Below are 26558 nucleotides of genomic sequence, written 5' to 3'. Positions count from 1 at the left end.
AGAGGGCACAGAACCACTAACCTTTAACAACTGAACGGGGGGGGCGGCCCACCCGCCCCGCCGTGCCCGCGTCTTGATCCACAACAGACCGAGCCCCGGCCCGGATCGGCCGGGGCACTTTTCCGAGACGCTATACACGATATGTATACACTCCGTGTATACATATCGTGTATAGAAGGGTACGCATGTACGGCAAGGCTTTCGCCCCGGAGTACCAGGGCGCCCTGACCACCCTGTCCGTGAACTCCTCGCTGGTCGACGTGCTGGCCGAGGGCACCGAGCGGCTGCGCGAGGCCGAGCGGTCCGGGCGCCCCGACGAGGTGGCGCGCTGCGGGCTCGCCGTCGCCGAGGCCCAGCGGCGGCTCGGCCGGATACGCGAGGCCGACCAGGCCTGGAAGGCGAGTTACCGGGCCGCGCGCGAGGCCGACGACACCGCGGCCATGGCCTGGGCACTGTGGAGCGGCGGCACACTGGCCCGTCAGCGCGGCTCGTTCCCGCTGGCCTGGCGGCTGCTGAAGCTGGCGGCCGAACTCGGCGAGCGGGGCGGGGACGTCGTGGTGCGCGGCTACTCGCTGGCCGGCCTCGCGGAGACCGGCCGCATCCAGGGCGACTACGAGGCGGTCGGCCGGCTGCACGAACAGCTGCTGGCCGAGGCCCGCAAACGCGGCGAGGCCCGGCACACGGTGTGGGCGCTGGAGGGCATCGCGCAGATGCACCGCAACACCGGGGACTACGACCGCGCGTACGCCCTGTTCGAGGAGGCCGCGGAGATAGCCGGGCGGGCCGAGGACCGGCGCGGGCACGCGTGGGCGCTGCGCGGCCTGGCCGACGTGCTCTCGGTACGCGACGGCGACACCGGGCGGGCCCTTGAGCTGCTGTCGGCGGCGGAGGCCACCTGCCGGGAGATGAACCTCTCCAGCGCGCTCGCCTACAACCACAAGATGCGCGGCAACGTCCTGTTCCGGGCCGGGCGCTACGCCGAGGCCAGGGACCTGTACGAGCTGGCGCTCAAGGAGTTCCGCGCGATGAGCGAGCCGCGCGGCGAGGCGCTGTCCCGGCTCGGCCTCGCCAAGTCGCTGGCCCGGCTCGGCCGCGACCGCGCCGAGACGGCGGCCGAACTCGCGGAGCTGGCCCGGTCGGTGGAGCGTGGCGGGCTCAAGCACGTACGGGAGATGGTTGCCCGGGCGCAGCGGGAGTTCGGCCTGGAGCCGGAGGCGGCACGGTGACCGCGCTGCCCACGGCCGTGCGGGCGCCGCTGTCCGCGCCCGGCACCCTCGCCCGCTGCCGGACGCTGGTCGAGCCGGCGCTGCGGGAGGCGGTCGGCGGACTGCACCCCTGGCTGGCCGAGATGGCCGGCTACTCCTTCGGCTGGTGCGAGGTCGGCGGGGCACCCGCCACGGCACCGGGCGGCAAGGGGGTGCGGCAGGCGCTGGCGGTGCTGGGCGCCGAGGCGGCCGGCGCCGACGCGCGGGCGGGCGTCCCGGCCGCCGTCGCGGTGGAGCTGGTGCACGCCTTCTCGCTGCTGCACGACGACATCATGGACGGCGACGCCACCCGGCGCCGCCGCCCGGCCGGCTGGAAGGCGTACGGCACCGGGCCCGCCGTGCTCGCCGGGGACGCGCTGTTCGCGCTCGCCGTGGACACCCTCGCCGCCGCGCCGCGCGGGCCCGGCGCCGTCCGGCTGCTGTCGGCGGCCCTGACCGATCTGGTGCGGGGGCAGGCCGACGACCTGCTGTTCGCCGCCCGGCCCGGCACCGGCCCGCGGCGGGTGACGCCCGCCGAGTACCGGGCGATGGCGGAGGGCAAGACCGGCGCGCTGCTGGGCTGCGCGCTCGCGCTGGGTGCGGCGCTCGGCGGGGCGTCGAAGCCGGCCGTGACCGCGCTGGACCGGGCCGGCCGGCATCTCGGCGTCGCCTTCCAGCTCGTCGACGACGTGCTGGGCGTCTGGGGCGACCCGGATGTCACCGGCAAGCCGGCCGGCGGTGACCTGCGGGAGGGCAAGAAGACGTTCCCGGTGCTGGTGGCGCTGGGCTCCCCCGCGGGCCGGCGGCTGTCCGGGCTGCTCGGCTCGGCCGCGCGGGCCGGCGAGGCCGCCGCGCTGATCGAGGAGGCGGGCGGCCGGGCGGCGACCCTGGCCGAGGCCCGCGCCCACACGTCGGCGGCCCGAGCGCTGCTCGCCGAGGCGGCTCCGGCGGGCGCGGCGGCCGGGGAACTGGACCGGCTGCTGGAGTTCCTGGTGCACCGCGTCCGGTAACCAGGATCCGGGACGGCGTTGACCTGGGCCGTCCCGGCGGGTGAAGGTGCGTCCGGCGCGGTTCCCGTCCCCGCGCCGGGAGGATGAGGCACGGTGATCGGCATCTCGGAGATCGCGTCCGCCGCCGAGCTGATCGCGGGACACGTCGTGCGCACCCCGACCGTGCCGAGCCCCGGTCTCACCTCGCTGCTCGGCGCGCCGGTCACCGCCAAGCTCGAACTGCTCCAGCGCACCGGCTCGTTCAAGGCGCGCGGCGCCACGGCGAAGCTGCTGTCGCTGAGCGGGGCGGAGCGGGCGGCGGGCGTGGTCGCGGTCAGCGGCGGCAACCACGGCATCGCGCTCGCGGTGACGGCGGCGGGCCTGGACGTGAAGGCGACCGTGGTGATGCCCCGGACGGCGCCCGCGCGGTCCGTCGAGATCGTCCGCGAGGCCGGCGCCTCGGTGCGGCTGACCGACGGGATGGACAGCGCCTTCCGGCTGGTGACGGTCTTGCGGGACGAGGGCCTGATTCTGGTCCACCCCTTCGACGACCCGGTGGTGATCGCCGGCCAGGGCACCGTGGGCGTGGAACTGGCCGAGGACGCCGGGGAGTTGACGGACGTCCTGGTCAGCATCGGCGGGGGCGGGCTGATCGCCGGGGTCGCGGCGGCCCTGCGCGCCCTGCGGCCCGGGGTGCGGGTGTGGGGCGTGGAGACCGAGGGCGCCGAGGCCATGTCGGCCGCGCTGCGGGCGGGCGGCCCGGTGCCGGTGGAGGTGTCGTCGCTGGTCTCCACGCTCAGCGCGCCCTCGGTGGCACAGCTGACGTACGACCATGTGGCCGCGCTGGTCGAGGGGGTCCTGGTGGTCCCGGACCGGGACGCCGTGCAGGGCTGCCTGGACCTCGCCGAGCACGCCAAGGTGTGGGCCGAGCCGGCCGCGGGCTGTCTGCTGCCGGCGGCCCGGCAGGTGCTGGCCCGGGTCGGCGCCGGCGCGCGGCTCGGGCTCGTGGTCTGCGGCGGCAACACGACCCCGGCGGAACTCGCGGGCCTCGCCGGGCGGTTCGGGCTGTGGTGACCTGATCCGGCCTCGCACGAATGTGCGGGGGGATGGACCGGAGGACAGGAACGGCGGCGGACTCGCCGCTTCTTTGAACGCGCCCCGGCACACCCTTCGTACCCCTGGGAGACACCGGACGGGGGTGGCGGCGAAGGAGGGGCATGGGCGGGACGCGGGGCTGCGCACACGAGGTGGTCGCCGGGCGGTACCGGCTGCTGGAGGTCTTCGGCCGGGAGACGCACCGCGTGTGGTGGTACGCCGAGGACGTGACGGCGCTGCGGCCCCGGCTGGTGTCGCGCACCACCCTCCCGGAACCCTGCGACGAGGAGACCGCGCGCCGGATCACGGCCCGGCTGGTGCGGGCCTCCGAGACGATGCGGCTGCTCTGCCCCGGCCGGGTGGCCGCCGTCGTGGACGCGGTGGTGGACGGGGACGGGCTGTGGACGGTCGTGGAGTGGATCGACGGCTCACCGCTGGGCGAACTCCTGGACCGCGAGGGCTCCTTCGACGCCGTACGCGCGGCGGAGGCGGGCCTTGAGCTGCTGGAGGTGCTGGGCCGCGCGCACGAGGCCGGCCTCACGCACGGGGAGCTGAGTCCCGGCCAGGTGTTCGTGCGGGCCGGCGGCCCGGTGGTCGTCGCCGGGTTCGGGCTGGCCGGCGCCACCCCCCTGCCCCGGCTGACGGCGCCGTCGTACGCCGCGCCGGAACAGGCCGGGGACGGGCGCGTCGGGCCGGCCGCCGACCTGTGGGCGGTGGGCGCGCTGCTGTACACGATGGTCGAGGGCCGCCGGCCGTTCCGGGACCGGGGCCGCCCGGAGGCCACGCTGCGCGCCGTGGAGCGGCTGCCGCTGCGCACCCCGCTGCGCGCGGGCCCGCTGACCCCGGCCGTGCTCGGGCTGCTGCGCAAGAGCGCCGTCGAGCGGCTGACCTGCCCTGCGGCGCAGGAGGCGCTGTCCCGGGCGCTTGCCGAGGACCCCGAACCCCTCCCGGCTCCTCGGGGGCGGCCGGTGTACCGGGGCGGCCTGCCGGCGGGTGTCCGCCGGGGGGCGCTGGGCACCGGCGGCGCGCTGGCCGCGCTCGCCGTCACGGCGGGCGTGCTGGCGGCCACCGGGGTGCTGCCCGGCACCGGCACGGCGGGCGCCCCGCACCGGAGCACCGCCCCGACCGGCGCCGCAGGCAAGCCGACCCCGGTGCCGACCGGCCCCACCGGGGAGCCCGGCTCCCCGCCGTCCGGCCCCACCGAGGAGGCCTCCCCCGCCCTGCCGGCCGGCTACCGGCGCTACACCGCCCCCGAGGGGTTCTCCGTGGCGCTCCCCGAGGGGTGGCGGCGGCTGGCCACCTCGCGCGGGGCCGGTGCCGCCTACCGCGTCACCTTCGGCGGGCGCGCGGCCTCCCCCGCCCTCGCCGTCACCTACAGCACCCGCGTCGGCCCCGACCCGGTCGCGGTGTGGCGGCACGACGTGGAGCCGGGCCTGCGGCGGCTGCCCGGCTACCGGCGCGTCGGTGCCGTCCGGGCCACCGCCTACCAGGGCCGCCGGGCCGCCGACATCGAGTGGCTGGCCGGTGCCGGGACGTCCCGGACCCGCACCTTCGGCCGGGGCGCCCTGCTGGGCGGCGGGCGGGGCTTCTCGCTGCGCTTCACCACCCCGGCCCCGGCCTGGCACGACCCGGGCAGCCGACTGGCGCTGCGGACGGTCCTCGGCACCTTTCGGCCACCCCGGGACTGATCGCGACCCGGGCCGTTTCCCGGCGGCCTTCCCGGGGACTCGCTCGTTATGGTGCAAATCGGATACACGATGATGACCGAGCAGGCCGGCCCCCGTGACCTGGTGGACCACTTGGTGCGCGCGGAGGACGCCGGGTTCGACTTCTCGGTGACCTCGGACCACTACTTCCCGTGGCTGCGCTCGCAGGGACACGCCCCGTACGCGTGGAGCGTGCTGGGCGCCGCCGCGCAGGCGACCTCGCGGATCCCGCTGATGACCTACGTGACCTGCCCGCTGGTCCGCTACCACCCCGCCGTGGTGGCGCAGAAGGCGGCCACCATGCAACTGCTGTCCGAGGGGCGCTTCCGGCTCGGCCTCGGCGCGGGCGAGAACCTCAACGAGCATGTGGTGGGCGGCGGTTGGCCGCCGGTGGACGTACGGCACGAGATGCTGGAAGAGGCGGTGCGGATCATTCGCGCGCTGTTCGAGGGCGGCCATGTCACCCACCACGGGCAGCACTACGACGTGGAGTCCGCCAAGCTGTGGGACCTGCCGGACCAGGCGCCGCCGATCGGGCTCGCCGTCTCCGGGGAGCAGTCCTGCAAGCTCGCCGGGGAGCTGGCGGACCTGGTCATCGCGACCGAGCCGAAGGCGGGCCTGCTGGATGCCTTCGACCGGCACGGCGGCGCCGGCAAGCCCCGGGTCGGCCAGCTCCCGGTGTGCTACGACACCGACCGGGACGCGGCCATCAAGCGCGCCCACTCCCAGTTCCGCTGGTTCGGGCTCGGCTGGAAGGTCAACGCCGAACTGCCGCACCCGGACTCCTTCGAGTCCGCGACCCAGTTCGTGACCGAGGACGACGTCTCCTCCTCGATCCCGTGCGGCGACGACCCGGAGGCCTTCGTGGAGGCCGTACGGCCGTACGCCGAGGCCGGGTTCGAGGAGATCGCGCTGGTGCAGATCGGCGGCGACACCCAGCCGGAGTTCCTGGACTGGTCGGCGAAGACCCTGCTGCCGTCGCTGCGCGAGGCGTTCGGCTGACCACCGGGGAATCGGGCACCCGGGTGCGTCGGATCACCCGGGTGCGCATTCCCGGCGGAACGGGGGTACTAGAGGGCTCTACGCCGATTGTTCCCGGAGGCCCTCGCGTGAACGCGCTCGTGCACAAGACCCTGGTGGTACAGCTCCGCGCGGAAGGCACCGAGCGGTGCTCCGTGCTCGCGCACCTCAGCTACGACGCCGACGACCCGTTCGCCGTCACCGCGGTGTTCGGGCACGACGGGCACGTGCTGGCCAGTTGGCGGCTGGACCGGGAGATGCTCTCCGAGGGGCTGCGCGGGCCGGCCGGTGTCGGGGACGTGCGGCTGCGGCCGGCCGCCGACGGGGTGTGGCAGGAGCTGCGGATGGAGTTCCTCGGCGACCACCGGCCCGACGGCACCCGGCACCACGCCGTGGTGTTCGCCTGGGCGCCCGCGATCGGGGCCTTCCTGCGCGACACCTACCAGGTGGTGCCGGCCGGTCAGGAGAGCGTCCCCGTCGACGCGTTGCTTGAGGAGATCCTCTCCGGGGCTGAGTAGCCGTACTCATGCCCGCGGTCCCCGGCCGACGCCACGATGGGGCTCCCACGCCACCCGAGCCGAGGAGTCCCGCCGTGACGTCCGTGCACCCCCTCCCCCACCCCGTGGCGCGCCGCGTCCCGCCCGCCGTGTTCGCGGGGGTGGCCGCCGCCGGACTCGCCGTGTCGGCCTGGGGTGTCCGGGACCGCACCACCTGGTTCCTGGAGACTGTGTGGGCCCTGGTCGGACTGCCCCTGGTGGTGCTGCTGTGGCGGCGCTTCCCGCTGACCGGGCTGCTCTGCGCGCTGCTGGCCGCGCACACCCTGGTGCTGGCGATGGGCGGCCACTACACCTACGCCCAGGTCCCGGCGGGCGACTGGGTGCGCGACACCTTCGGCCTCGCCCGCAATCCGTACGACCGCTTCGGGCATCTGATGCAGGGCTTCGTGCCGGCGATCCTGGTGCGCGAACTGCTCAGCCGCACCTCGCCGCTGCGCGGCAGCAGGTGGCTGGCGCCGCTCACGGTCTGCGCCTGCCTGGCCTTCAGCGCCTGTTTCGAGCTGCTGGAGTGGCTGGCGGCGGAGATCGGCGGCCACGGCGCGGACGCCTTCCTCGCCACCCAGGGCGACGTCTGGGACACCCAGTGGGACATGTTCTGCGCCCTGATCGGCTCGGTGCTCTCGCTCCTGCTGCTCAGCCGCCTGCACGACCGGCAGCTGCGGGCGCTGGAGGCGGCCGGCGGGAACCGTTGATCACGGCGTCCGGGCTTCGTACCCTCTCCCGATGGGACACGACGAAGACCTTCCGGCTCTCGAACTCGCCTTCCCCGGACCGGAACGCGACCGGGGCGTGGCCGCGGTCCTGAGCGGCCGGAAGACCGCGCTCACGGGCCTCCTGGAGATCTACGAGCACGCCGGGGAGGCGGTGCCGCGGGCCGGTCAGCGGTTCTCGGTCCGGGACTCCGAGGGCCGTCCGGCCGTCACGATCCAGCTCGTCGACGTACGGGTCGTTCCCATGGCGGAGATCGACGACGACTTCGCGCGAGCCGAGGGCCGCGGCTACGCCGACGCCGCACAGTGGCAAAAGGCCCATGAGGAGTTCTTCCGGGGCGAGGGCGTGCGCGAGTTCCTGGGGCGCGCCCCTGTCATCGACGGCGCCACGCTCGTCGTCGCCGAACGCTTCCGCGTGGTGGACGAGCCCGCCTAGTCCCGCTCGTCGGTGCGGCTGGTGTAGCGGTGGCGGGCCCACAGGGGCAGGCCGTACCAGCAGACCAGGTACCAGGCGACGACGGAGGCCACCAGGTAGGGCACGTAGGCGTCGTGCGTGGCCACCCGGAGGATCAGCAGCAGGGCGGACGTCATGGTGACCAGCAGCAGCACCAGCCCGACGAACGTCAGCCGGGAGGCGATGCGCACCGCCTGCGGCTTGACCCGGCGCCCGGACACCAGGCGGTGCAGGGACACCGGGCCGATCAGGGCGCCGGTCGCGCAGGCGCCGAGGACGACGGTCACGATGTAGATGACCTGGTCGACGTCGGCGAGCCGGGTGTACTTCGGCTGGAAGACCACGGTCAGCAGAAAGCCGAACAGGATCTGTACGCCGGTCTGGGCGACCCGGACCTCCTGGATGAGTTCACCCCACATCCGGTCCGCCCGTTCCTCCTCGGTCTCGTCCCGCCCCCGGCGCCGTTCTTCCCGCGTCATGCGCTTGCGGGTAACCGCCCGTTCACCGCTTCAAACGGCGGGCTTCATCAGCGGCCCTACCAGCGGTGTTCGACCTGGTCCTTGATACGGCGGTCGTACAGCTCCCGGATAGCGGTGAGTGTCCCGGCGTCGAGCGGCGGCAGCTTGGCGGCCTCCGCGTTGGCCCGAGCCTGCCCGGTGGTGCGGGCGCCGGGGATCACCGTGGTCACGCCGTCCTGCTCGATGATCCAGCGCAGGGCGAGCTGGGCCGGGGTGTAGCCCTCGGGGGCGAGCGCGGCGAACTCGGCGGCGGCCTCCACGCCGGTCGCGTAGTCGACGCCGGAGAACGTCTCGCCCTGGTCGAAGGCCTCGCCGTGCCGGTTGAAGGTGCGGTGGTCGTTGGCCGCGAACACCGTGTCCTTCGTGTACGTGCCGGACAGTAGTCCGGAGGCGAGCGGGACGCGCGCGATGATGCCGACGCCCGCCTCGCGCGCGGCGGGCAGCACCTCGCGCAGCGGCTTCATCCGGAACGGGTTGAGGATGATCTGAACGCTGGCCACGTTCGGCCGGGCGATCGCGGTGAGCGCCTCGGCACAGGTCTCCACGCTCACCCCGTAGGCGGCGACGCGCTCCTCCTCGACCAGGGTGTCGAGGGCGTCGAAGACCTCGTCACCGGCGTAGACGGGGGTGGGCGGGCAGTGCAGCTGCACCAGGTCGACGCGGTCCACGCCGAGGTTGCGGCGCGACCGGTCGTTCCAGGCCCGGAAGTTGTCGAGGACGTAGTTCGCCGGGATCTGCTCGACGCGGCGGCCCATCTTGGTGGCCACCAGGACGTGCAGGTCGGGACGGCCGCGCAGGAAGGAGGCGATGGTCTCCTCGCTGCGTCCGTCGCCGTACACGTCGGCGGTGTCGAAGAAGGTGACCCCGGACTCGGCCGCCGCCTCCAGGACCGCCAGTGCCTCCTTGTCGTCCACGTCGCCCCAGTCGGCGCCCAGCTGCCATGTGCCGAGGCCGACCACCGATGCCCACTGACCCGACCTGCCGATTACGCGTTCGTCCATGGCGCCAGTGTGTCACCCGGTGCCGGATCGTGCGGAGCGAGCCGTTCCGGCCGGCCCGCGCCGGCACTACGCCGCAGATGTCAACTGGGCCTGGACGAGCGGTGCGTAGCGGTCGGCGATGGCGTCGAGGGCGGCCTCGCGCAGGCGTTCGCCACGGGCGATGCCGTACATCACGCCGAGGCCGACCAGGGCGGCGACGGCGAGTTCGGCGCGCAGGCCGGGGTCGGGGCCGGTCAGCCGGGCGGCGAGGCGGTCGGTGACCTGGGCGCGGAAGTTGGCGCGCAGGACGTCGCCGTGGTCGCCGTGCAGCGGGGCGAAGGCGATCCTCAGCAGCGGGTCGGCGCCCCGCTCGCGCTGGCTGGCCAGGACGTGCCGGACCATATGCCGGCCGAGGCCGGGCAGCGGGGCGTCGAGCAGGGCGTCGGCGTCGGTGTCGAAGGACATGACGCGGGCGAACAGGGCGTCCTTGTTGCCGAAGTACTTGAGGATCAGCGGCGGGCTGACGCCGGCCCGCTCGGCGACGGCCTTGAGGGTGATGTCGGCGTGCGCGTGCCGGGCCAGCAGGTGGCGGGCCGCCCTGAGGATCACCGCCTTGGTGGCCTCGGCGTCGCGGCGCGCGGGAGTGTCGGATGGAGTGCTCACGGCACTCATGCTCCCTCCAGCGCCTCGTCGCGCGCCCGCGGGGCGGCGGCCGGGACCGGAAGAGGGCCGGCGGCGGGCGCGTCACCCGGGATGGTCAGGGCGGCGGCGCAGGCGACCAGGGCGACGGCGCCGGCCATCCCGAAGGCCAGCAGGTAGCCGTGCAGCGTGGGCACCGGGGTGCCGTCGAGGGGGCTGCTGTGGTGCACGAGGACGGCGGCGATGGCGGCGCTGGAGGTGGCCTGGCCGATGGTGCGCATCAGGACGTTGACGCCGTTGGCGGAGGCGGTCTGCGCGGCGGGGACGGCGCGCAGGATGAGGGTGGGCAGCGCCGAGTAGGCGAGGGTGGTGCCGGTGGCGACGACCGTGGCGCCCAGGATGATCATCCACAGGTCGCGGCTGTCGGCGATGCGGACGGCGTAGCCGCAGGCGATGACGGCAGCACCGAGGGCGAGGGTGACGCGGGGGCCCCGGGCGGCGGAGATCCGGGCGGACAGGGGCGAGAAGAGCAGCATGGTGACGCCGCCGGGCAGCAGGCACAGGCCGGTGGCGACGATGGACAGGCCGAGTCCGTAGCCGGTGGCCTTCGGCGCCTGTACCAGCTGGGCGGTCACGAGCGAGTTGGCGTAGAACGCGAACCCGGTGAGCAGCGCGGCCACATGGGACAGGCCGACCCGGGGCCGGCTGACCAGGCGCAGGTCCACCAGGGGCCGGGCGGTGCGCAGTTGCTGCCACCACCACAGGGCGAGGACGGCACCGGCGGCGAGGAACAGGCCGAGGACGCGCGGGCTCGCCCAGCCCCACTCGCCGCCCTGGGAGACACCCATCAGCAGGCACACCAGGCCGACGGCCAGCCCGAGCGCGCCGAGCACGTCGAAGCGGCCGGGCTCGCGTACGGGCGACTCCTTGACGGCCCACCAGGTGGCCGAGACACCGAGTGCGCCGAGCAGGCTGGTCAGCCAGAACATGGTGTGCCAGTCGGCGTACTGGACGACCAGCGCGGCCAGCGGCAGGCCGAGGGCGGCGCCGATACCGACGGTGGAACTCATCAGCGCCACCGCCGAACCGCGCCGCTCGGGCGGGAGTTCGTCGCGCAGGATGCTGATGGACAGCGGGACGACGGAGGCGGCGGCACCCTGGAGCGCGCGGGCCGTGATGAGCACGGCGATGTCGGAGGACAGGGCGCACAGCACCGAGCCGAGGGTCATCAGGGCGAGCGCGCCGACCAGGACCCGGCGCTTGCCGTACATGTCGCCGGCGCGGCCCAGTACCGGGGTGAGGACGGCGCCGGACAGCAGGGTCGCGGTGACCGTCCAGGAGACGGCCGCCGGCGAGGACCCGGTGAGCCGGGGGAGGTCGGGCAGCAGGGGGACGACCACGGTCTGCATGACGGCCATCAGGATGCCGCCCGACGCCAGGACCGGGATGGTGAGCCGGTCGCGCAGCCGGGACACGGTGGTGCCGGGGCGCGAGGGTATCCGGGCGGGCTGGTCCATCGGCGCTCCTGGGACGGCGGGACGGCAGGGTGAATAGCCATTCACCCTATCGAGTGAATGGCTATTCACCCAACCTCACCGTCCCGCTTGCCGGGACGCCGGTCAGCCCCGGCGTGCGTGCAGGGCGCGGGCGGCGCGCGGGCCGAGCCAGCGCTTGAGCCGGCGCAGCGCCTCCAGCCGCCCGGCGGCCTTGTCGAGGCCGTAGTAGAGCTGGGGCGGGACGTACGGCAGCAGGGGCGAGTGGCGCTGGCCGAGCAGGGCGAACATGCGGTGCGGGGGCAGGTGGATGTAGCGGGGCAGGTTCTCGTACCACTGGGCGCTGTGCCGGGCGGCGCTCTGCGCGGAGAGCAGTTCGGTCCGGCGCCGCTCCCCGTAGGCGGCCAGGGCCTCGGGCAGGGTGACGTGGTCGGCGAGGGCGGCGGCCAGGCACATGGCGTCCTCCAGGGCGAGGGTGGTGCCGGCGCCGATGGAGTAGTGGGTGGTGTGGGCCGCGTCGCCGAGCAGGACGAGGTTGCCGTGGTGCCAGACGCGGTTGGTGAGGGTGCCGAACCGCGGCCAGGCGGCGCCGCCGCGGGCGATCAGGGGGTGGCCGTCGAGGACGTCGGCGAAGAGCTTCTCCAGCAGGGCCAGGCCCTCGCCCTCGTCGGCGCGGTCCAGGCCGAGACCGGTGCGGGTCTCGGGGGCGCACTCGACGACGCAGGTGCTGTGCTCGCCGCTGTAGGGATAGCCGTAGGCCCAGATCCAGCCGTGCTCGGTCTCGGTGAAGGCGAAGGTGAAGGCGTCGAAGACCTGGGTGGTGCCGAGCCAGATGTAGGGGTTGCGGCCCGGGACGATCCGGGTGCCGAAGTGGGCCGCGTGTCGGCCGCGCAGGGCGCTGTGCACGCCGTCGGCGGCCACCACCAGGTCGGCGTCGGCGGGGGGTTCGGTGAGCTCGCTCTCGTACTCCAGGTGTACGCCGAGGGCACGGGCGCGGTCGGCGAGCAGGTCGAGCAGGCGCTGCCGGCCGATGCCGAAGCCCTGGTCGCCGCGGTGCCGGGTGGACAGGTCGCGGACATGGGCGACACCTTCGCGCCAGCTCACGGAGTGCTCCTCGACCGCCCGCGCGGACTCGGGGTCGTGCGCGTGGAGCCGGTCGAGCAGGCCGCGCCAGTAGGTGACGCCCCAGCCGTAGGTGGAGCCCTCGGGGTTGCGTTCGTGGACGGTGATCTCGTGGGACGGGTCCTGCCGCTTGAGCAGGATCGCGAGGTAGAGCCCCGCGGGCCCTCCCCCGGCACAGACGACCTTCACCGCACACACCCCTGAAGTCACTTTGCGTAGTTGATCGGCATCGCAGGGTAGCAGGACGGCCGGGTCGCGCTATCGCGTCAGTCTGCCGTGGTGAGCCGCGCCACTCGGACGGACGGCGCGCGCGAAGGATCACGCGGAACACGGGCGGCCCGGCAAGGAATTCCCCGTTCCGGCCCGGCCGGGCACCTCGCCGCAACAAGATCATCTTGGTTCAACTCTGTACGGCATGTGGCCAATTGTCCGGATCGCAGCCAACCGGTTCCGGACGATTTCCGCCGCTCGGCTACTCCCCGGTAGGCATGCGTCGACACCACCGGCACACCCTCCAGGAGGACCCGTATGTCCGACCTCACCCGGCGCCGCGCGCTCACCGCGGCGGCAGCCCTCGCCGCGACGGCCGGCACCGCCGCCGTCCTCGCTCCCCCGGTCTCGGCGGGCACCACCACCGGCCACGACCACGGCGGCCACGACACCGCCGACACCTTCGACGAGGTCTACAAGGGCCGCCGTATACAGGGCCGCCCGGCGGCCGGGGGCGGCCACCACCACGAACACGGCGGCGGTTACGAGGTGTTCGTGGACGGGGTGCGGCTGCACCTGATGCGCAACGCCGACGGCACCTGGATCAGCGTCGTCACTCACTACGACCCGGTGGCGAGCCCGCGCGCCGCCGCCCGCGCCGCGGTGGACGAGCTCCAGGGCGCGCCGCTGCTGCCGTTCCCCGCCAACTGACCGCCCCCGCAAGGATCCACGGAGCACCCCGCACCATGACCGTACGCAAGAACCAGGCCGCCCTGACCACCGACGAGAAGCGCCGCTTCGTCAACGCGGTCCTCGAACTCAAGCGCAGCGGACGCTACGACGAGTTCGTGCGCACGCACAACGCGTTCATCATGTCCGACACCGACAGCGGCGAACGGACCGGCCACCGTTCCCCCTCCTTCCTGCCCTGGCACCGCAGATTCCTGCTCGACTTCGAAGGGGCGCTCCAGGCGGTGGACGCCTCGGTGGCGCTGCCGTACTGGGACTGGAGCACCGACCGCACGGTCCGCGCCTCGCTGTGGGCACCGGACTTCCTCGGCGGCGACGGGCGCAGCTCGGACGGCCGGGTGATGGACGGCCCGTTCGCCGCGTCGGGCGGCAAGTGGCCGCTCGGGGTGCGGGTGGACGGCCGTACGTTCCTGCGCCGCTCGCTCGGCGCGGGCGTGCGCGAGCTGCCGACCCCGGCGGAGGTGGAGTCGGTGCTGTCGATGGCGACGTACGACATGGCGCCGTACAACAGCGCCTCCGACGGGTTCCGCAACCACCTGGAGGGCTGGCGCGGGGTCAACCTGCACAACCGGGTCCATGTGTGGGTCGGCGGGCAGATGGCCACCGGGGTCTCCCCCAACGACCCGGTGTTCTGGCTGCACCACGCCTTCGTCGACAAGCTGTGGGCCGAGTGGCAGCGCCGGCACCCGGGCGTCGGCTATGTGCCGGCCGGCGGCACGCCGGACGTGGTGGACCTGAACGAGACGATGAAGCCGTGGAACGACGTGCGGCCGGCGGACCTGCTGGACCACACGAAGTTCTACACGTTCGACAGCTGACGTCCGGCCGCCGGGGCGCCGCTCAGGCCTCGGCGGTGCGGCACTCCGGGTGGCCCCAGCCCTGCGGGTTCTTGGCGATGGACTCGCCGGCGGCGTAGGAACGGCCGCACAGGCAGCGGCCGGCGAACTTCGCCTTGATGGTGCGGGCGGACGCGCCGCCGCCACGGGTGGACGTCGCCCCGCCGCCGGTGCGGCGGGGCGCCTTCCGGCGCGGGGCCGAGGCCTTCGGGGTGTCGGGCGAGGGCGGCGGCTCGGGCGAGCCGAGGGCGCTGCCCGCCGCTTCCTGGGCGGAGGCGGCCTGGCTGGCGGCGCGGTCGGCGAAATCGTTCAGCGGGTCGCCGTCGACCTGGTGGGCCGGGACGTAGCGGAAGTCGACGCTGCGGCCGGCGAGCAGCTCGTCGATGCGGACCACCAGCTCCTGGTTGGCGACCGGTTTGCCGGCCGCCGTCTTCCAGCCGTTGCGCTTCCAGCCGGGCAGCCAGGTGGTGACGGCCTTCATCGCGTACTGGGAGTCCATCCGGATCTCCAGCGGCACGTCCGCTTCGACGGCCGCCAGCAGCTGCTCCAGGGCGGTCAGTTCGGCGACGTTGTTGGTGGTCCGGCCGAGCGGCCCGGACTCCCAGCGGACCGGGGTCCGCTCGTCGCCGTCGCCGACCACCCACGCCCATCCGGCCGGTCCGGGGTTTCCCTTCGAAGCCCCGTCGCACGCGGCCACCACACGTTCACGCATGCGCCCGATCATGCCATGGCCGGGCGGGCCCGCGTTCCGGGCCCGGTCAGACGTCCGCGGTCGGGGGCATCTCGCCCTCGGTGGTGGTGACGTCGATCACGGAGAAGTCCGCGCCCTGCGGGTCGCTGAGCGCGGCGAACCGGCCGAAGGGGCTGCTCATCGGGCCGAAGCGCAGGACGGCGCCCAGCCGGGTGGCGCGGGCCACCGCCTCGTCGCAGTCGTCCACGGTGAAGTAGACGTTGAGGTACGAGGGCACCTCGGGCGGGAAGTCGTCCGTCATCCGCATCCGGCCGAGCACCGTCCGACCGCCGATGTCGAACAGGCGGAAGTCGACGGCCTGATCGGCCAGCTGTTTCATCCGGAACGGGAAGACGGCGGACAGGAACACGTCGGCCTTCTCCGGCTCCCGGGTGAAGACCTCCGCCCAGCAGTAGGCGCCGGGCGTGGCGACGGTCTCGAAGCCCTCGTGGGTGCCGGGCTGCCACACCCCGAACACCGCCCCGCTGGGTTCCCGGGCCAGGCACAGGGTGCCGAAGTCGCCGACCCGCATCGGGTCCAGCAGCACCTCGCCGCCGTTGTCCCGGATCCTCGCCGCGGTGGCGGCGGCGTCCGGCGAGGCGAAGTACAGGCACCACTGCGACCGGCCCTCCTGTCCGGGCATCGGCGGGACGACCGCGGCGACCGCCCGGCCGTCCACCCGGGCTTGCGTGTAGTTGCCGTACTCGGGCGAGCTCTCGCCGAAGGTCCAGCCGAGGACCTCGCCGTAGAACCGCTTCGCCCCCTCCAGGTCGCCGAACATCGCGTCGGCCCAGCAGGGTGTTCCCTCGACGTACCCGGTCATGGGCCGCCCCTCTCGCTCGGCCGGCTCCCCCGCCCCACGCTAGCCACCGCTCGCCCGGTCCGCGCGGCGAAATCCCGTGGACGGCGAGCCCGTCGGGGCGCTGGGATGGCGGTCATGAGTGACGTGGACAGCCGCCGGCCGCGGCGTATGCACGCGGACGAGCCCGACCTGGACGAGCCGCTGGTCCGCCGGCTGGTCGCCCGCCGGTTCCCGCACTGGGCCGGCCTGCCGGTGCGGCGTCTGGCGTCCTCGGGCACCGAGAACGCCATGTTCCGCCTCGGTCCCGACCTGGTCGTACGGCTCCCCCGGCGCCCCGGTGCGGTGCCGGACGTGACCCACGAGCAGCGCTGGCTGCCGCTGCTGGGGCCGCTGCTGCCGGTGCCGGTGCCCGAGCCGGTGGGGGTGGGCGAGCCGGACGCGGGCTTCCCGTGGCCCTGGTCCGTCTACCGCTGGCTGGCGGGCCGCAACCCGGCGGCGGGGGCGGTCGAGGACCCGGCGGGGCTGGCCGGGGACCTCGGGGCGTTCGTGGGGGCGCTGCGCCGGGTGCCCGTGCGGGACGCGCCGGCCGGGTACCGGGCCGGTCCGCTGCGGGAGCGTGACGCGGAGACCCGCGCGGCCGTCGCCGAGCTGGGCACGCGGGTGGACGCGGGCGCGGTCCTGGCCCGGTGGCGGCAGGCCCTCGATGCCCCGGAGCACACCGGGCCGCCGGTGTGGGCGCACGCGGACCTGACGCCGGGCAACGTGCTGGTCGACGGCGGCCGGCTCGCCGCCGTCATCGACTTCGGGACCGCCGGGGCCGGGGATCCCGCCGTGGACCTGATCGTGGCCTGGAACCTGCTGCCGGCGGCCGCCCGGGGCGTGTTCCGGGCGGCCGTCGGCGCCGGCGACGCCGAGTGGGCGCGCGGGCGGGGCTGGGCGCTGTCGATCGCGCTGGTGGCGCTGCCGTACTACTGGGACACCAACCCGGCGCTCGCGGAGAACTCCCGGCACGTGATCGCCGAGATCGTGGCCGGGTAGCGGCGGCCCGGTCACTCCCCGGCGTACGCCCGCTCCAGCTCGGCGACGTCGAGCTTGCCCATGCCCATCATGGCCCGCATGGTGCGGGCGGCCTTCTCCTGGTCGGGGTCCTGGATCAGGTCGGGCAGCCGGGCGTAGACGACCTGCCAGGAGAGGCCGTACCGGTCCTTGACCCAGCCGCACGGGCCGCCCTCGCCGCCGTCCTCGGTGAGCCTGGCCCAGTAGTGGTCGATCTCGCGCTGGTCGGCGCACATGACCTGGAACGAGACCGCCTCGTTGAACGTGAACCGGGGGCCGCCGTCGAGCGCGACGAACCGCTGCCCGTTGGCCGTGAACTCGACGGTGAGCACGGACCCGGCTTCCCCGGGTCCGGCCTCGGTGTGCCGGCCGATCCGTTCGATGCCGGAGTTCTTGAAAACGGACACGTAGTAGTGCGCGGCCTCCTCGGCCTGGCCGTCGAACCAGAGACACGTGGTGAATCCGTCGGTGGTCATGGGTACCTCCCGGGCGCGGGACACGGTCGTCGTACGGCTCTCACGAGAGCCGTACGAGGAGACTGTTCCCCCGTCGAAAACTCATCGGTCGCACCGGCCGGGGCCCGGTCAGGCGGCGAGGCGGAGGGTGTTCGTGACGCGGTGGGCGGGGGTGGCCGGGCGGGCGGGCCGGGCCGTGCGCCGGGCCAGTTCCCGGTGCGTCAGGGCCAGCAGGTCGCCCAGGCCGAGGCCGAGCGCGTGGGCGGCGGCGGCGAGGACCTCCGAGGAGGCCTCCTTGCGGCCGCGCTCGATCTCCGACAGATAGGGCAGCGAGATCCGGGCCGCGTCGGCCACGTCCTTGATCGTGCGGTCCTGGGCCCGGCGCTCGCGGCGCAGCACCTCGCCGACCAGGTCGCGCCACAGCGGCTCCCTGGGTCCGGGGTCGGGCCTGGCCTCGTCCCGGCGGGCGGGCACGGGTCGCAGCGGGATCACGCGGGCTTCGTCGCTCACCTGGTCGCTCATCCGGATCAGCCTAGAAGCCGTGGCGCGGGGGGCAAGGGGCCCACGTTGCGCCCTGAGGGGAATCGGCGGCCGGGGACGCTGCCCCGCCGGTCCGTCAGCGGCCGAGGTCGAAGCGGGCCCGGACCCGTTTGCCGACGGGGACCCGCTCCACGGTCACCTCGGCGGCGATGGCGTGCACGATCTCCAGGCCGTGCCGCCCGATCCGCTGGGGGTCCTTGGGGTAGCGGCGGGGCAGGGTGGAGCTGCTGTCGTACACGGACACCATGACGGCACGGGCGGTGCCCTCCAGCTCCAGGATGTACGGGCCGCTGCTGTGCCGGTCGGCGTTGGTCACCAGCTCGCTGACCATCAGCAGCAGCTCACCGTCGGCCCGGCTGTCGGCGCTGGCGCACCACTCGGTTCTCAGCTGCTCCAGGAACTGGGCGGCGAAGGCGCGTGCCTCGGCGATGCACCCGGGTTCGCCGGTGTAGTGCGCGGCGCGGCGCAGCGGCTCCACGGGTACGTCGAAACCAGTCGGTATCACTGCCCCGCCCAGGTGTTCGGTCATGCTGTCTCTCTCGATGAGCCCGGCCCGGCCGGTAGCTGTTGCACCAGTCCTCGTACCCCGACAGGGGCCGCCCAGTCCACTCGACGTGTTCGCCGAGCGCGCACAGTGGCGAGAGTCACGTCGTGGACGTGAGCGCACCGGGTGCGGACGAGGGTACCGAAGAGGACTGCGCGGGGGGTTCCTCGGAGGCCGGCGGGGACTCGGGGCCCTGGGACCGCGGGGGCGACTCGGGCCGGGACTCCGGCTGTTTCGACTCGCGCTCCCCGGTCTCCGGCGTCTTCGGTCCCGGCGCCTCGGACCCGGGCGGCGACTCGGGCGTCCTGGTCTCGGGCGTCTCGTTCCCGGACGTCTTGTTCCCGGGCGGCGTCGATCCCGGTGCGCTCGATCCGGGTTCCTCGGAGGAGGGCGACGAGGGGGCCGCGGGCGACGACGACGTGGACGGTCCCGTCGAGGACGGGGCGGACGGGTTCGACCGGTCCGGCTGCGGGTGGTTCCACGGGTGCGGGTCGGCCGGGGGCTTCGTCGGCTCGTCGTGCCGGCCGGCGTGGTCGCCGGACTTCCGGTGGATCCAGTCGCGGTGCCGGGTGTCGTAGAGCGTGAAGACCTTCACCGGCTCGGGCGCGGGGTTCACGACGACCACGTGCGAGGGCCGGTACGAGGACCAGCGCTCACCCGTGACCTTGGGGGTGCCGTGCTGGGCGACCGGCGGGGTGAGCGGGTTGCCGCAGGCGCAGCGCAGCCGGGGCACTCCGTGGCTGTCGACCAGGACGGCGGTGCCCGCCTGGAGGACGGCCTGGTAGGTGGTGGCGCGGCCGTCGCGGTAGCCGTGGGCGGTGAGGCGGGTGTCGACGCGCAGTTGCACGGGGGTGAGGGAGCGCAGGTAGTCGGGCACGTCGGACGGCCGGACACCGGCGACGGAGGCGAAGGAGCGGTTCTTGGCGGAGTCCGCCTGGAGGTACTTGATCTGGCGTTCCACATCGCAGGCGGGGGCGTTGCGGGTGCCGCTGTAGAGGCCGGCCGCGCCGCCGTCGACGCCGCGCACCTCGTTGGCCGCGCCGGTGGTGGGCATGTCCGAGCCGGTGGAGGCGGGCGGCGGTGAACTCTGGCGCGCGGTGGACTGGGTGTACGGGTCCTGGCCCGCGCTGCCGGCGGACTGGAGGAAGACCTCGCCGCCCTGGGCGGAGCCGCCACCGCCGGGCCGGGTGAGGACCACCGCGAGGACCGCCGCCGCGACGACGGCGGCGGTGACGGCGACCACGCGGGGCACCGACTTCCACCACGGCACGTGGGGTCCGCCGGGTTCGGTGCCACCGGCGGGCGGCCGCGCGGGCGGAGGTCCGGTGGGCGGCCGGCCGGAGCCGGACAGCGGCCCGGAGGGCGGGCCGGTGGGATGGCCGGAGGACGGAGGTTCGACGCTCACGAGCACTTCTTCCCGTCGCGATCCTCGCGATACGCGGCCAGCTCGCAGTCACATCGCGATACGCGGCTTGCTCGCCGTCACATCCCGCGGGGTGCTGGCGGATGCGCTCTCACCTCTCATTGTGTGCAGCAGTCCCGCCGGGCTCGCAAGCCGACGCGGACGGCCCACCCGGCGGGCGCGGGGGGCCGGTGCTGCCTAGCGTGGCTGGGGTGAGCCCTCCCCCCGTCTCCGAGCGGCCGGTGCCCCGGCACGGCTGGCCGCAGGCCCTGGCCGCGGTGCTGACCGCGCTGGCCGTGATGGTGCTGGTGGCGGCGCTGGGCCTGTGGGCGGCCGGGGCCGCGGACCTGCCGGACGGCGCCTTTCCGAGGGTGGTGGCCGCCACGCTGGTGACCTCGGTCGGCGGCGGCGTCGAACTCGCCGGGAACGCGGGCGTGTTCGCGCAGACCGGCGCCGCGCTCACGGTGATGCCGCTGTCCGTGACGCTGGCGGGCGCGCTGGTGATCGGCGGGGGTTTCCTGCGCCCGCTGCGGTACCGGGCGGTCGCCTCGGCCCGGGAGCTGGCGGGCTGGGCGGCGCGGATCGCGGTGGTGTGGCTGGTGGTGCTGATCGGGCTGGCGCTGGGGGCGCGGCAGACGTTCGCGGTGGACGTGGGCAGCGGCACGCTCAGCGATCTGGCCGGGCTGTTCGACGCGGCGCCGAAGGTGGGCTTCACCACGGACGCCCCGCTGACCGTGCTGTTCGGTCTGCTGTGGCTGGCCGGGGTGCTGGTGCTGGCGCTGCTGGTGGCGGGCCGGGCGCCGTTGCCGGGGCGGCTGCTGCGCTTCCAGGAGTCGGTGCGTCCGGCCGCTCACGCGATGGTGCTGCTGCTCCTCGGGGCCGTCGCCGTCGCCCTTCTCGCCGCGCTGGTCACGGCCGCCACCCGCTGGCACGTCCCCGAGACGCTCGCGCTGATCCTGCTGGGGCTGCCCAACCTGGCCTGGCTCGGTCTGACCCTGGGGCTCGGGGCGACCTGGGACGGCCGGGTGGACGGGCCGTTCGGGCTGCCGGTGCCGCATGTGCTGGACGCGGTCCTGCGCACCCGGGACGTCTCCGAGCTGAACCTGGGCACCCTGACCGCGTACGACGGCCGGCTGTGGTGGCTGCCGGTGGTGGACGCGGTGCTGCTGCTCGCCGTGGCCTTCTGGACGGCGGCCCGCTCACCGGCCCGCGTCCGGCCCTGGCGGCACGCCCTGCATCTGGGCGTGGCGCTGGCCCTGACGGTGCTGGCGGTCTGCCTGACCGGCCGGATCTCGGCGCACTACGGGCTGTCCCTGCTCGGCATCGGCGACCTGGGCGGCGGCCTGTCCGGCGAGGTGCTGCTGCGGCCCCGGCTGTGGCAGGCGGTGGGTCTCGGCGCGCTGTGGGGGCTGGTGGCCGGGTTCCTCGGCGGCCTGCTCGCCGGCCCGGCGCACCGCAGGGGGCGGGTGAACGGCGGCTCCTAGCGCTCGAACACGGGTGCGGCCCAGGGCGGGTGCGGGGCGGCCGGGGGGACGGTGTGGTCCGGTTCGGTGGCGGTTCGGCCGTCGGCAAGGTCCTCGCCCAAGGGGGCGGAGGGTGCGGCGGCGGCGCGCAGGGCGGCGACGAAGCCGAGGCAGGTGTCGTGCCGGTCGTCCGGGCTCTTGGCGAGGGCCTTGGCGAAGACGGGGTCGACGGTCACCGGCAGGTCGGGGCACACCTCGCTCGGCGGGGGCGGTTCGTCGTACTGGTGGGCCCACAGGAGCGCCATGTCGTCCTCGCGCCGGAAGGGCGGGCGGCCGGTGAGGGCCTCGTGCAGGACGCAGGCGAGGCCGTAGACGTCGCAGCGGCCGTCGACCGGGCGCCCCGAGATCTGTTCCGGGGACACGTAGTCGAGGGTGCCGACGAACTGGCCGACGCTGGTGAAGCCGGTCAGGGACAGCGACTTCTTGGTGAGCCCGAAGTCGGTGAGGTAGACGTGCTCGGGATGGTCGCTGTCGGTGCCCTCGGCGACCAGGATGTTGCCGGGTTTGACGTCCCGGTGCACCAGGCCGTGGCCGTGGGCCGCGTCCAGGGCGGAGGCCACCTGCGCGATGATGCGCACGGCGTCCGGCAGCGGCAGCGGTCCCCGGGCGTCCAGGAGGTGGCGCAGGTCGCTGCCGGGGACGTAGCGCATGGCGATGTAGAGCACGCCGTCCGTCTCGCCCGCCTCGAAGACGGGCACGATGTGCGGGTGGTCGATGGCCGCGGCCACCTGGGACTCGTGGGTGAAGCGGCGGCGGAAGGTGTCGTTGCGGGCCAGTTCCGGCGCGAGCAGTTTGAGGGCGACGGTCCGGTCCAGGCGCAGGTCGCGGGCGCGGTAGACGACGGCCATGCCGCCGCGCCCGATCTCGCTCTCCACCAGGTAGTTCGCGACCCGGCGGCCGAGGAGTTCGGAGGGCCGCCCGGAGAACAGGCCGGTCTCGTGCGTCGTCGGCGCTCACCCCGGCACACCGTCAGCGCCCGCCCTCGGGGGCGACCGCGCGGGTCGGGGCGTGGCCCGGGGCGTCCGCGGGGGCCGCCGGGGCGATCGCCCGGTCGGTGGCGTAGGTGCTCAGCCGCCGTCCGTCGCCGTACATCCAGCGCCGCTCCGGGGCGTCGTAGACCCACATCGACTCGCCGTCGACGACGATGCCGATCCGCAGGCCCTCGGTGCGGTCCCGGAAGTCCTCGCCGTCCAGCTCGCCGGCCGCGAGGCCGGCGACCGCGGACCGGTAGCCGGCCAGGGTCTCGGCCGCGCGGTCCAGCAGCGGCCGGGGGTCGGCGGCGGTGTCGGGTCCGGCGGCGAGCGGCGGGTCGGCGGGTACGGCGAGCAGCAGCCGGCCGTCGACCCAGGCCGCCCAGCCGTTGGCGCACCGGATGTGTCCCCAGTCGCCGCTGCGTTCCACGAGCTGGACCGGCAGCAGCCCGTCGAGGGGGACGGTGGGCCGGGCCGGGTCGGGGGCCTCCCAGGCGGGTAGGCCGTGCGGGGGGACGACGTGCGTGGGCCGGAAGCCGGGACCGGGTGCCTTGCTCATCGGGGCCCCCTACCTCATCACGGCGGGCTCGTGCCGGCGCAGCAGCCGGGCGACCGCGAGACCGTAGAGGGCGGACAGCACCAGCAGCATGGCCAGGTCGAGCAGCCAGACGCCGGTGGCGTGCCGGAACAGCGGGTCCGCGGTGAGCCGGCCCGGCACGGTCCGGGCCAGTCCCACCGTGCCGGCGAGCGCGCCGAGGGCCCAGCGGGAGGGCACGAGCCAGGACAGCTGTTGCAACCCAGGCACGCCGTCGAGCGGGAGCAGGGCGCCGCAGAAGACGACCTGCACGATGGCGACCAGCACCAGCAGCGGCATGGTCACCTCCTCCTTGCGCACCAGCGCGGAGACCAGCAGGCCGAGCATCATCGCGGTGAACGCCAGCAGGGCGACGGTCAGGGTGATCTCGGCGAGCGGCGGCAGCAGGACGCCTTTGCCGCCGGGCGCGTTCAGGTCGACGCCCAGCAGGGCGACCAGGGTGAGGACAACGGCCTGGGCGACCGTGACCGTGCCGAGCACCACCACCTTGGACATCAGGTACGCCGATCTGGGCAGGCCGATGGCGCGTTCGCGCTGGTAGACGCCGCGTTCCTTGACCAGCTCACGGACCGCGTTGGCGGCGCCGGTCAGCACGGCGCCGACGCACAGGATGAGCAGCGCGTTCATCGCGGTGTCCCGGGTGAGCGCGCTGCCCGCGAGGGCCCGGGCCATGGCGCCCATCACGAACGGCAGGGCGACCATGATCACGAGGAAGGTGCGGTCGGCGCTCAGCACGGCGGTGTAGCGGCGGACCAGGGTGGCGAGCTGGGCGCCCCAGCCGCGCGGTGGGGGCGGCGGGGCGTGGCCGACCGGGGCCGGTCCGGGGTGGTGGGGCTGGGTGCCGGCCTCGGCGACGTAGTGCCGGTGGAACGGCGACTCGCGGTACTCCCGGGCCCAGTCGCGGCCGGTGTCCCGGTCGAAGGCCTCGAAGGCCTCCGGCCACTGCTCGTATCCGAAGAAGGCGAGGGCGTCGCCGGGCGGCCCGTAGTAGGCGACCGTGCCGCCGGGGGCCAGCACCAGCAGGCGGTCGCAGACGCCGAGGCTGAGGACGCTGTGGGTGACGACGATGACGGTGCGGCCGTCGTCGGCGAGGCCGCGCAGCATGTTCATCACCGAGCGGTCCATGCCCGGGTCGAGCCCGGAGGTCGGCTCGTCCAGGAACAGCAGCGAGGGCTTGGTGAGCAGTTCCAGGGCGACGTTGACGCGCTTGCGCTGCCCGCCGGAGAGGCTGTGCACGGGCTGGCCGGCGCGTTGTTCCAGGCCCAGTTCGCGGATCACCTCGGCCACCCGGGCGCGCCGCTCCTCGCGTGCCGTGTCCTGGGGGAAGCGCAGTTCGGCGGCGTAGGTGAGGGCGGCGCGCACGGTGAGCTGGGGGTGCAGGATGTCGTCCTGCGGGACCAGGGCGATGCGCCGGCGCAGTTCGGCGTAGTCGCGGTAGAGGTCGCGGCCGTCGTAGAGCACGGTGCCCCGGTCGGCGGGGCGCTGGCCGGTCAGGGCGTTGAGCAGGGTGGACTTGCCGGCACCGGACGGTCCGACCACGGCCAGCAGGCACTTCTCCCCCACCGGGAAGGACACGTGGTCCAGCAGCACCTTGCGGCCGCCGTCCACGGTGACGGTGAGGTCCTGTACGTCGAGGGAGACCTCGCCGGTGTCGACGTACTCCTGGAGTTCGTCGCCGGCCAGGCAGAACGCGGAGTGCCCGATGCCGATGACGTCGCCGGTGCGGACGGGGGCGCGGTCGACGGGCCGGCCGTTGAGGTAGGTGCCGTTGTGGCTGCCGAGGTCGGCGATCTCGTGGCCGCCGTCGGGAAGGCCGCGCAGTTCGGCGTGCCGGCGGGAGACCAGCAGGTCGGGCACGACCAGGTCGTTGTCGGGGGCGCGGCCGATGCGGACGGTGCGGGCGGACAGCGGGTGGACGCTGGTGGGCCGGCGGAAGGTGCCGGTGTGCTCGGGCAGCGACACCGACGAGGGCCGGCCCGGGGCGGGTGCGGGGGCGCCGGCGAGGAGAGCCCGGGGGCCGTCGGTGGGGTTGCCGAAGCGGACCTCGCTGCCGGGCCGTACCTCCCACTGCTCGATCCGGACGCCGTCGGCGTAGGTGCCGTTGGTGCTGTGCTCGTCGGCGAGGGTCCAGTGGTCGTGGGCGCAGCGCAGTACGGCGTGGTGCCAGGAGACCCGGGTGTCGTCGAGGACGACGTCGCTGAGCGGGTCGCGTCCGACGTGGTAGTCCTGGCCCGGGCTCATCACCGTGGATCCCGTGTCGGTCTCCAGGACGATCTCGGGCGCCGTCGGGGCCGCAGGCCGCTCCGCCATGACCGGAATTCTACCGATTCGCTCACGCGTGCGCCCGTCGCCCGACGCGCCGGACCGTGACCGGGCGGCGGGTGGACACGCGTCAGGCGACGGGCAGCACGAGCGCCGGGACGGTGCGCTGCATCCGCAGGGCGTCGACGGACTCGGCGAGCAGTTCGTACTCGGTGGTGTCGTCGTGGGCGGCGATCCGCACCAGCCGGCCGCCCGCCAGTTCGTCGGCGACCAGCTCCTGCCGGACGTCGTCGGCGCACCAGGCGCGCAGCAGGGCGGGCACGTCGGCGACGGTCTCGGCGACCGGCACCAGGGCGCCCGCCGGGTACGGGGTTTCGCCGGGGCTCGGATCGAGCCGTTCGGCGATCCAGGAGGCCCGGTCCCGCAGCCACCACAGCGCCAGTGCCAGGGTCGGCGCGCGGTAGGTGCCGAGCGGTACGCCGATGCGCCGGCCGTCGCAGGTGCCGTAGGCCGTGACGTGGCACAGGAATTCGTCGTGCATGCCTCACTCCCCCGTCGCCTCGTGCGGCCCTGTGCGGTGAAGTGCCCCTGACATTCGAGTATCGCCACTGCCGACACAGAGTCACCACGGGTTTCCGGCCAGTTAGGTGGCATATTCGCCATCCGTTTTGACCGGAACACCCCGTTCCGTACGGCCGTCCCGGGCATGACGTGAGAGGTAATCGACCCGGTACGGCGGCTCGGGCAGGGTGGTCACACCGGACCGGCGCAGCCCGCGTCCGGGCCCTGACCAGGAGAGACGACCCCGATGGAGACTGATCCCGCATGTCCGTGACCACAAACCGTTACGAGAGCGCCGCCGCCCGTTACTTCGAGGCCTGGAACGCCACCGGACCGGCCGCCGTGGAGAAGGCCGTCGCCGCCGCGTGGACCGCCGAGGGCACCTACACCGACCCCCTCGCCGAGGTCCACGGGCACGCGGACATCGCGGCCGTCATCGCGGCGGCCCACGAGCAGTTCCCCGGCTTCGTGTTCCGCCCCCTCGGCCCGGTCGACGGCCACCACGACACCGCCCGCTTCGCCTGGGAGCTGGTGAACGAGACGGACGGCTCGGCCCCGGTCGCCGGCTTCGACGTGGTCACCCTGGACACGGAGGGCCGCATCCGCCAGGTGCTGGGCTTCCTGGACCGGGTGCCGGCGGGGGCGTGACACGGCGGGGGGGGGGCGCCCCCCCCCCCCCCCCCCCCCCCCCCCCCCCCCCCCGGCCCCCCCCCCCCCCCCCCCCCCCCCCCCCCCCCCCCCCCCCCCCCCCCCCCGCCCCCCCCCCCCCCCCCCCCTCCCCCCCCCCCCCCCCC

28 protein-coding genes are annotated in these 26558 nt (G+C 74.6%); 13 read left to right on the top strand and 15 right to left on the bottom strand.

Features of this window, described 5'->3' with window-relative positions; all coding sequences use genetic code 11:
* The first annotated feature begins 185 nt into the window (after positions 1-185).
* From NX794_RS35195 to NX794_RS35160, 8 genes are all read left to right on the top strand, one after another.
* Positions 186-1226, top strand: coding sequence for a tetratricopeptide repeat protein (locus NX794_RS35195; protein ID WP_258783781.1), 1041 nt, complete (start codon positions 186-188; stop codon positions 1224-1226).
* On the top strand, positions 1223-2254 hold the full coding sequence (locus NX794_RS35190) for a polyprenyl synthetase family protein (RefSeq protein WP_258783780.1): 1032 nt from the start codon (positions 1223-1225) through the stop codon (positions 2252-2254). The genes NX794_RS35195 and NX794_RS35190 overlap by 4 nt, the downstream gene beginning before the upstream one ends.
* Before the next feature lie 93 nt (positions 2255-2347).
* Positions 2348-3307: a threonine/serine dehydratase family protein gene (locus NX794_RS35185; RefSeq protein ID WP_258783779.1), complete on the top strand. Its 960-nt coding sequence runs from the start codon at positions 2348-2350 to the stop codon at positions 3305-3307.
* 143 nt (positions 3308-3450) lie between these two features.
* Positions 3451-5016, top strand: coding sequence for a serine/threonine protein kinase (locus NX794_RS35180; protein ID WP_258783778.1), 1566 nt, complete (start codon positions 3451-3453; stop codon positions 5014-5016).
* A gap of 48 nt (positions 5017-5064) precedes the next feature.
* Positions 5065-6036: an LLM class F420-dependent oxidoreductase gene (locus tag NX794_RS35175; RefSeq protein ID WP_258783777.1), complete on the top strand. Its 972-nt coding sequence runs from the start codon at positions 5065-5067 to the stop codon at positions 6034-6036.
* A 107-nt stretch (positions 6037-6143) separates the two neighbouring features.
* Positions 6144-6572, top strand: a complete 429-nt coding sequence (locus NX794_RS35170) for an SsgA family sporulation/cell division regulator (protein WP_258783776.1) — start codon at positions 6144-6146, stop codon at positions 6570-6572.
* 74 nt (positions 6573-6646) lie between these two features.
* Positions 6647-7303: a DUF2238 domain-containing protein gene (locus tag NX794_RS35165; protein ID WP_258783775.1), complete on the top strand. Its 657-nt coding sequence runs from the start codon at positions 6647-6649 to the stop codon at positions 7301-7303.
* A gap of 31 nt (positions 7304-7334) precedes the next feature.
* On the top strand, positions 7335-7757 hold the full coding sequence (locus tag NX794_RS35160; RefSeq protein WP_258783774.1) for an ASCH domain-containing protein: 423 nt from the start codon (positions 7335-7337) through the stop codon (positions 7755-7757).
* Here NX794_RS35160 and NX794_RS35155 read toward each other — a convergent pair.
* The 5 genes from NX794_RS35155 to NX794_RS35135 all read right to left on the bottom strand — a co-directional run bounded on the left by NX794_RS35155 (position 7754) and on the right by NX794_RS35135 (position 12716).
* Entirely contained in the window at positions 7754-8254 is a 501-nt protein-coding gene (locus tag NX794_RS35155; protein ID WP_258783773.1) for a DUF6328 family protein, read from the bottom strand. The genes NX794_RS35160 and NX794_RS35155 overlap by 4 nt on opposite strands.
* A gap of 56 nt (positions 8255-8310) precedes the next feature.
* A complete protein-coding gene (locus NX794_RS35150; RefSeq protein ID WP_258783772.1) occupies positions 8311-9294 on the bottom strand; it encodes an aldo/keto reductase in 984 nt (327 codons plus the stop codon).
* Positions 9295-9360: 66 nt separating this feature from the next.
* Entirely contained in the window at positions 9361-9945 is a 585-nt protein-coding gene (locus tag NX794_RS35145; RefSeq protein WP_258783771.1) for a TetR/AcrR family transcriptional regulator, read from the bottom strand.
* Complete coding sequence (locus NX794_RS35140; protein ID WP_258783770.1) at positions 9942-11429, bottom strand: MFS transporter; 1488 nt, start codon at positions 11427-11429, stop codon at positions 9942-9944. The genes NX794_RS35145 and NX794_RS35140 overlap by 4 nt, the downstream gene beginning before the upstream one ends.
* Positions 11430-11531: 102 nt before the next feature.
* Positions 11532-12716, bottom strand: a complete 1185-nt coding sequence (locus NX794_RS35135; protein WP_258783769.1) for an FAD-dependent monooxygenase — start codon at positions 12714-12716, stop codon at positions 11532-11534.
* Positions 12717-13055: 339 nt separating this feature from the next.
* Between NX794_RS35135 and melC1 the strand changes: the two genes are divergently transcribed.
* Positions 13056-13448, top strand: coding sequence for an apotyrosinase chaperone MelC1 (gene melC1 / locus NX794_RS35130; protein WP_258783768.1), 393 nt, complete (start codon positions 13056-13058; stop codon positions 13446-13448).
* 35 nt (positions 13449-13483) lie between these two features.
* The gene (gene melC2 / locus NX794_RS35125) at positions 13484-14305 is read left to right on the top strand and encodes a tyrosinase MelC2 (RefSeq protein WP_258783767.1); all 822 of its coding nucleotides are present in this window, start codon (positions 13484-13486) and stop codon (positions 14303-14305) included.
* Between the two features lie 22 nt (positions 14306-14327).
* Here the strand turns inward: melC2 and NX794_RS35120 are convergent, their stop codons facing one another.
* Both NX794_RS35120 and NX794_RS35115 read right to left on the bottom strand, forming a co-directional pair.
* The gene (locus NX794_RS35120; protein WP_258783766.1) at positions 14328-15047 is read right to left on the bottom strand and encodes a ribonuclease H family protein; all 720 of its coding nucleotides are present in this window, start codon (positions 15045-15047) and stop codon (positions 14328-14330) included.
* A 34-nt stretch (positions 15048-15081) separates the two neighbouring features.
* Entirely contained in the window at positions 15082-15876 is a 795-nt protein-coding gene (locus NX794_RS35115; RefSeq protein WP_258783765.1) for a VOC family protein, read from the bottom strand.
* A gap of 114 nt (positions 15877-15990) precedes the next feature.
* On the opposite strand from NX794_RS35115, the gene NX794_RS35110 reads away from it, so the two are divergent.
* Positions 15991-16893 carry an aminoglycoside phosphotransferase family protein gene (locus NX794_RS35110; RefSeq protein ID WP_258783764.1) on the top strand — a complete coding sequence of 301 codons (903 nt, stop codon included), beginning with the start codon at positions 15991-15993 and terminating at the stop codon, positions 16891-16893.
* Between the two features lie 11 nt (positions 16894-16904).
* Here the strand turns inward: NX794_RS35110 and NX794_RS35105 are convergent, their stop codons facing one another.
* From NX794_RS35105 to NX794_RS35090, 4 genes are all read right to left on the bottom strand, one after another.
* Complete coding sequence (locus NX794_RS35105; RefSeq protein WP_258783763.1) at positions 16905-17387, bottom strand: VOC family protein; 483 nt, start codon at positions 17385-17387, stop codon at positions 16905-16907.
* A gap of 108 nt (positions 17388-17495) precedes the next feature.
* A complete protein-coding gene (locus tag NX794_RS35100) occupies positions 17496-17888 on the bottom strand; it encodes a helix-turn-helix domain-containing protein (RefSeq protein WP_258783762.1) in 393 nt (130 codons plus the stop codon).
* Positions 17889-17982: 94 nt separating this feature from the next.
* Entirely contained in the window at positions 17983-18435 is a 453-nt protein-coding gene (locus tag NX794_RS35095) for an ATP-binding protein (protein WP_258783761.1), read from the bottom strand.
* A gap of 115 nt (positions 18436-18550) precedes the next feature.
* Entirely contained in the window at positions 18551-19855 is a 1305-nt protein-coding gene (locus NX794_RS35090) for a DUF6777 domain-containing protein (protein ID WP_258783760.1), read from the bottom strand.
* Between the two features lie 209 nt (positions 19856-20064).
* On the opposite strand from NX794_RS35090, the gene NX794_RS35085 reads away from it, so the two are divergent.
* Complete coding sequence (locus NX794_RS35085; RefSeq protein WP_258783759.1) at positions 20065-21336, top strand: streptophobe family protein; 1272 nt, start codon at positions 20065-20067, stop codon at positions 21334-21336.
* Here NX794_RS35085 and NX794_RS35080 read toward each other — a convergent pair.
* From NX794_RS35080 to NX794_RS35065, 4 genes are all read right to left on the bottom strand, one after another.
* The gene (locus NX794_RS35080; protein WP_428986020.1) at positions 21333-22250 is read right to left on the bottom strand and encodes a serine/threonine-protein kinase; all 918 of its coding nucleotides are present in this window, start codon (positions 22248-22250) and stop codon (positions 21333-21335) included. The two genes, NX794_RS35085 and NX794_RS35080, sit on opposite strands and share 4 nt — an antisense overlap.
* 94 nt (positions 22251-22344) lie before the next feature.
* Positions 22345-22905: an SH3 domain-containing protein gene (locus NX794_RS35075; RefSeq protein ID WP_258783758.1), complete on the bottom strand. Its 561-nt coding sequence runs from the start codon at positions 22903-22905 to the stop codon at positions 22345-22347.
* 9 nt (positions 22906-22914) lie between these two features.
* On the bottom strand, positions 22915-25251 hold the full coding sequence (locus NX794_RS35070) for an ABC transporter ATP-binding protein/permease (RefSeq protein WP_258783757.1): 2337 nt from the start codon (positions 25249-25251) through the stop codon (positions 22915-22917).
* Between the two features lie 82 nt (positions 25252-25333).
* Positions 25334-25744, bottom strand: coding sequence for a hypothetical protein (locus NX794_RS35065; RefSeq protein WP_258783756.1), 411 nt, complete (start codon positions 25742-25744; stop codon positions 25334-25336).
* A gap of 284 nt (positions 25745-26028) precedes the next feature.
* Here NX794_RS35065 and NX794_RS35060 point away from each other — a divergent pair, with 284 nt between their 5' ends.
* Positions 26029-26412, top strand: a complete 384-nt coding sequence (locus tag NX794_RS35060) for a nuclear transport factor 2 family protein (protein WP_258783755.1) — start codon at positions 26029-26031, stop codon at positions 26410-26412.
* Positions 26413-26558: the final 146 nt, after the last annotated feature.

Source organism: Streptomyces pyxinicus (assembly GCF_024753135.1).
GTDB lineage: Bacteria > Actinomycetota > Actinomycetes > Streptomycetales > Streptomycetaceae > Streptomyces > Streptomyces pyxinicus.
The sequence above is the reverse complement of the archived record's forward strand: the minus strand, read 5'-3'. Positions and strand labels throughout refer to the sequence as shown.

Excerpts from the sequence above, each read along its gene's own strand:
- NX794_RS35145 (WP_258783771.1), bottom strand. The coding sequence starts at position 9,945 with ATGAGTGCCGTGAGCACTCCATCCGACACTCCCGCGCGCCGCGACGCC.
- NX794_RS35180 (WP_258783778.1), top strand. The coding sequence starts at position 3,451 with ATGGGCGGGACGCGGGGCTGCGCACACGAGGTGGTCGCCGGGCGGTAC.
- NX794_RS35060 (WP_258783755.1), top strand. The coding sequence starts at position 26,029 with ATGTCCGTGACCACAAACCGTTACGAGAGCGCCGCCGCCCGTTACTTC.
- NX794_RS35120 (WP_258783766.1), bottom strand. The coding sequence starts at position 15,047 with ATGATCGGGCGCATGCGTGAACGTGTGGTGGCCGCGTGCGACGGGGCT.
- NX794_RS35155 (WP_258783773.1), bottom strand. The coding sequence starts at position 8,254 with ATGACGCGGGAAGAACGGCGCCGGGGGCGGGACGAGACCGAGGAGGAA.
- NX794_RS35160 (WP_258783774.1), top strand. The coding sequence starts at position 7,335 with ATGGGACACGACGAAGACCTTCCGGCTCTCGAACTCGCCTTCCCCGGA.
- NX794_RS35195 (WP_258783781.1), top strand. The coding sequence starts at position 186 with ATGTACGGCAAGGCTTTCGCCCCGGAGTACCAGGGCGCCCTGACCACC.
- NX794_RS35100 (WP_258783762.1), bottom strand. The coding sequence starts at position 17,888 with ATGAGCGACCAGGTGAGCGACGAAGCCCGCGTGATCCCGCTGCGACCC.
- melC2 (WP_258783767.1), top strand. The coding sequence starts at position 13,484 with ATGACCGTACGCAAGAACCAGGCCGCCCTGACCACCGACGAGAAGCGC.
- NX794_RS35175 (WP_258783777.1), top strand. The coding sequence starts at position 5,065 with ATGGTGCAAATCGGATACACGATGATGACCGAGCAGGCCGGCCCCCGT.
- NX794_RS35070 (WP_258783757.1), bottom strand. The coding sequence starts at position 25,251 with ATGGCGGAGCGGCCTGCGGCCCCGACGGCGCCCGAGATCGTCCTGGAG.
- NX794_RS35095 (WP_258783761.1), bottom strand. The coding sequence starts at position 18,435 with ATGACCGAACACCTGGGCGGGGCAGTGATACCGACTGGTTTCGACGTA.
- NX794_RS35115 (WP_258783765.1), bottom strand. The coding sequence starts at position 15,876 with ATGACCGGGTACGTCGAGGGAACACCCTGCTGGGCCGACGCGATGTTC.
- NX794_RS35105 (WP_258783763.1), bottom strand. The coding sequence starts at position 17,387 with ATGACCACCGACGGATTCACCACGTGTCTCTGGTTCGACGGCCAGGCC.
- melC1 (WP_258783768.1), top strand. The coding sequence starts at position 13,056 with ATGTCCGACCTCACCCGGCGCCGCGCGCTCACCGCGGCGGCAGCCCTC.
- NX794_RS35065 (WP_258783756.1), bottom strand. The coding sequence starts at position 25,744 with ATGCACGACGAATTCCTGTGCCACGTCACGGCCTACGGCACCTGCGAC.
- NX794_RS35150 (WP_258783772.1), bottom strand. The coding sequence starts at position 9,294 with ATGGACGAACGCGTAATCGGCAGGTCGGGTCAGTGGGCATCGGTGGTC.
- NX794_RS35140 (WP_258783770.1), bottom strand. The coding sequence starts at position 11,429 with ATGGACCAGCCCGCCCGGATACCCTCGCGCCCCGGCACCACCGTGTCC.
- NX794_RS35075 (WP_258783758.1), bottom strand. The coding sequence starts at position 22,905 with ATGAGCAAGGCACCCGGTCCCGGCTTCCGGCCCACGCACGTCGTCCCC.
- NX794_RS35110 (WP_258783764.1), top strand. The coding sequence starts at position 15,991 with ATGAGTGACGTGGACAGCCGCCGGCCGCGGCGTATGCACGCGGACGAG.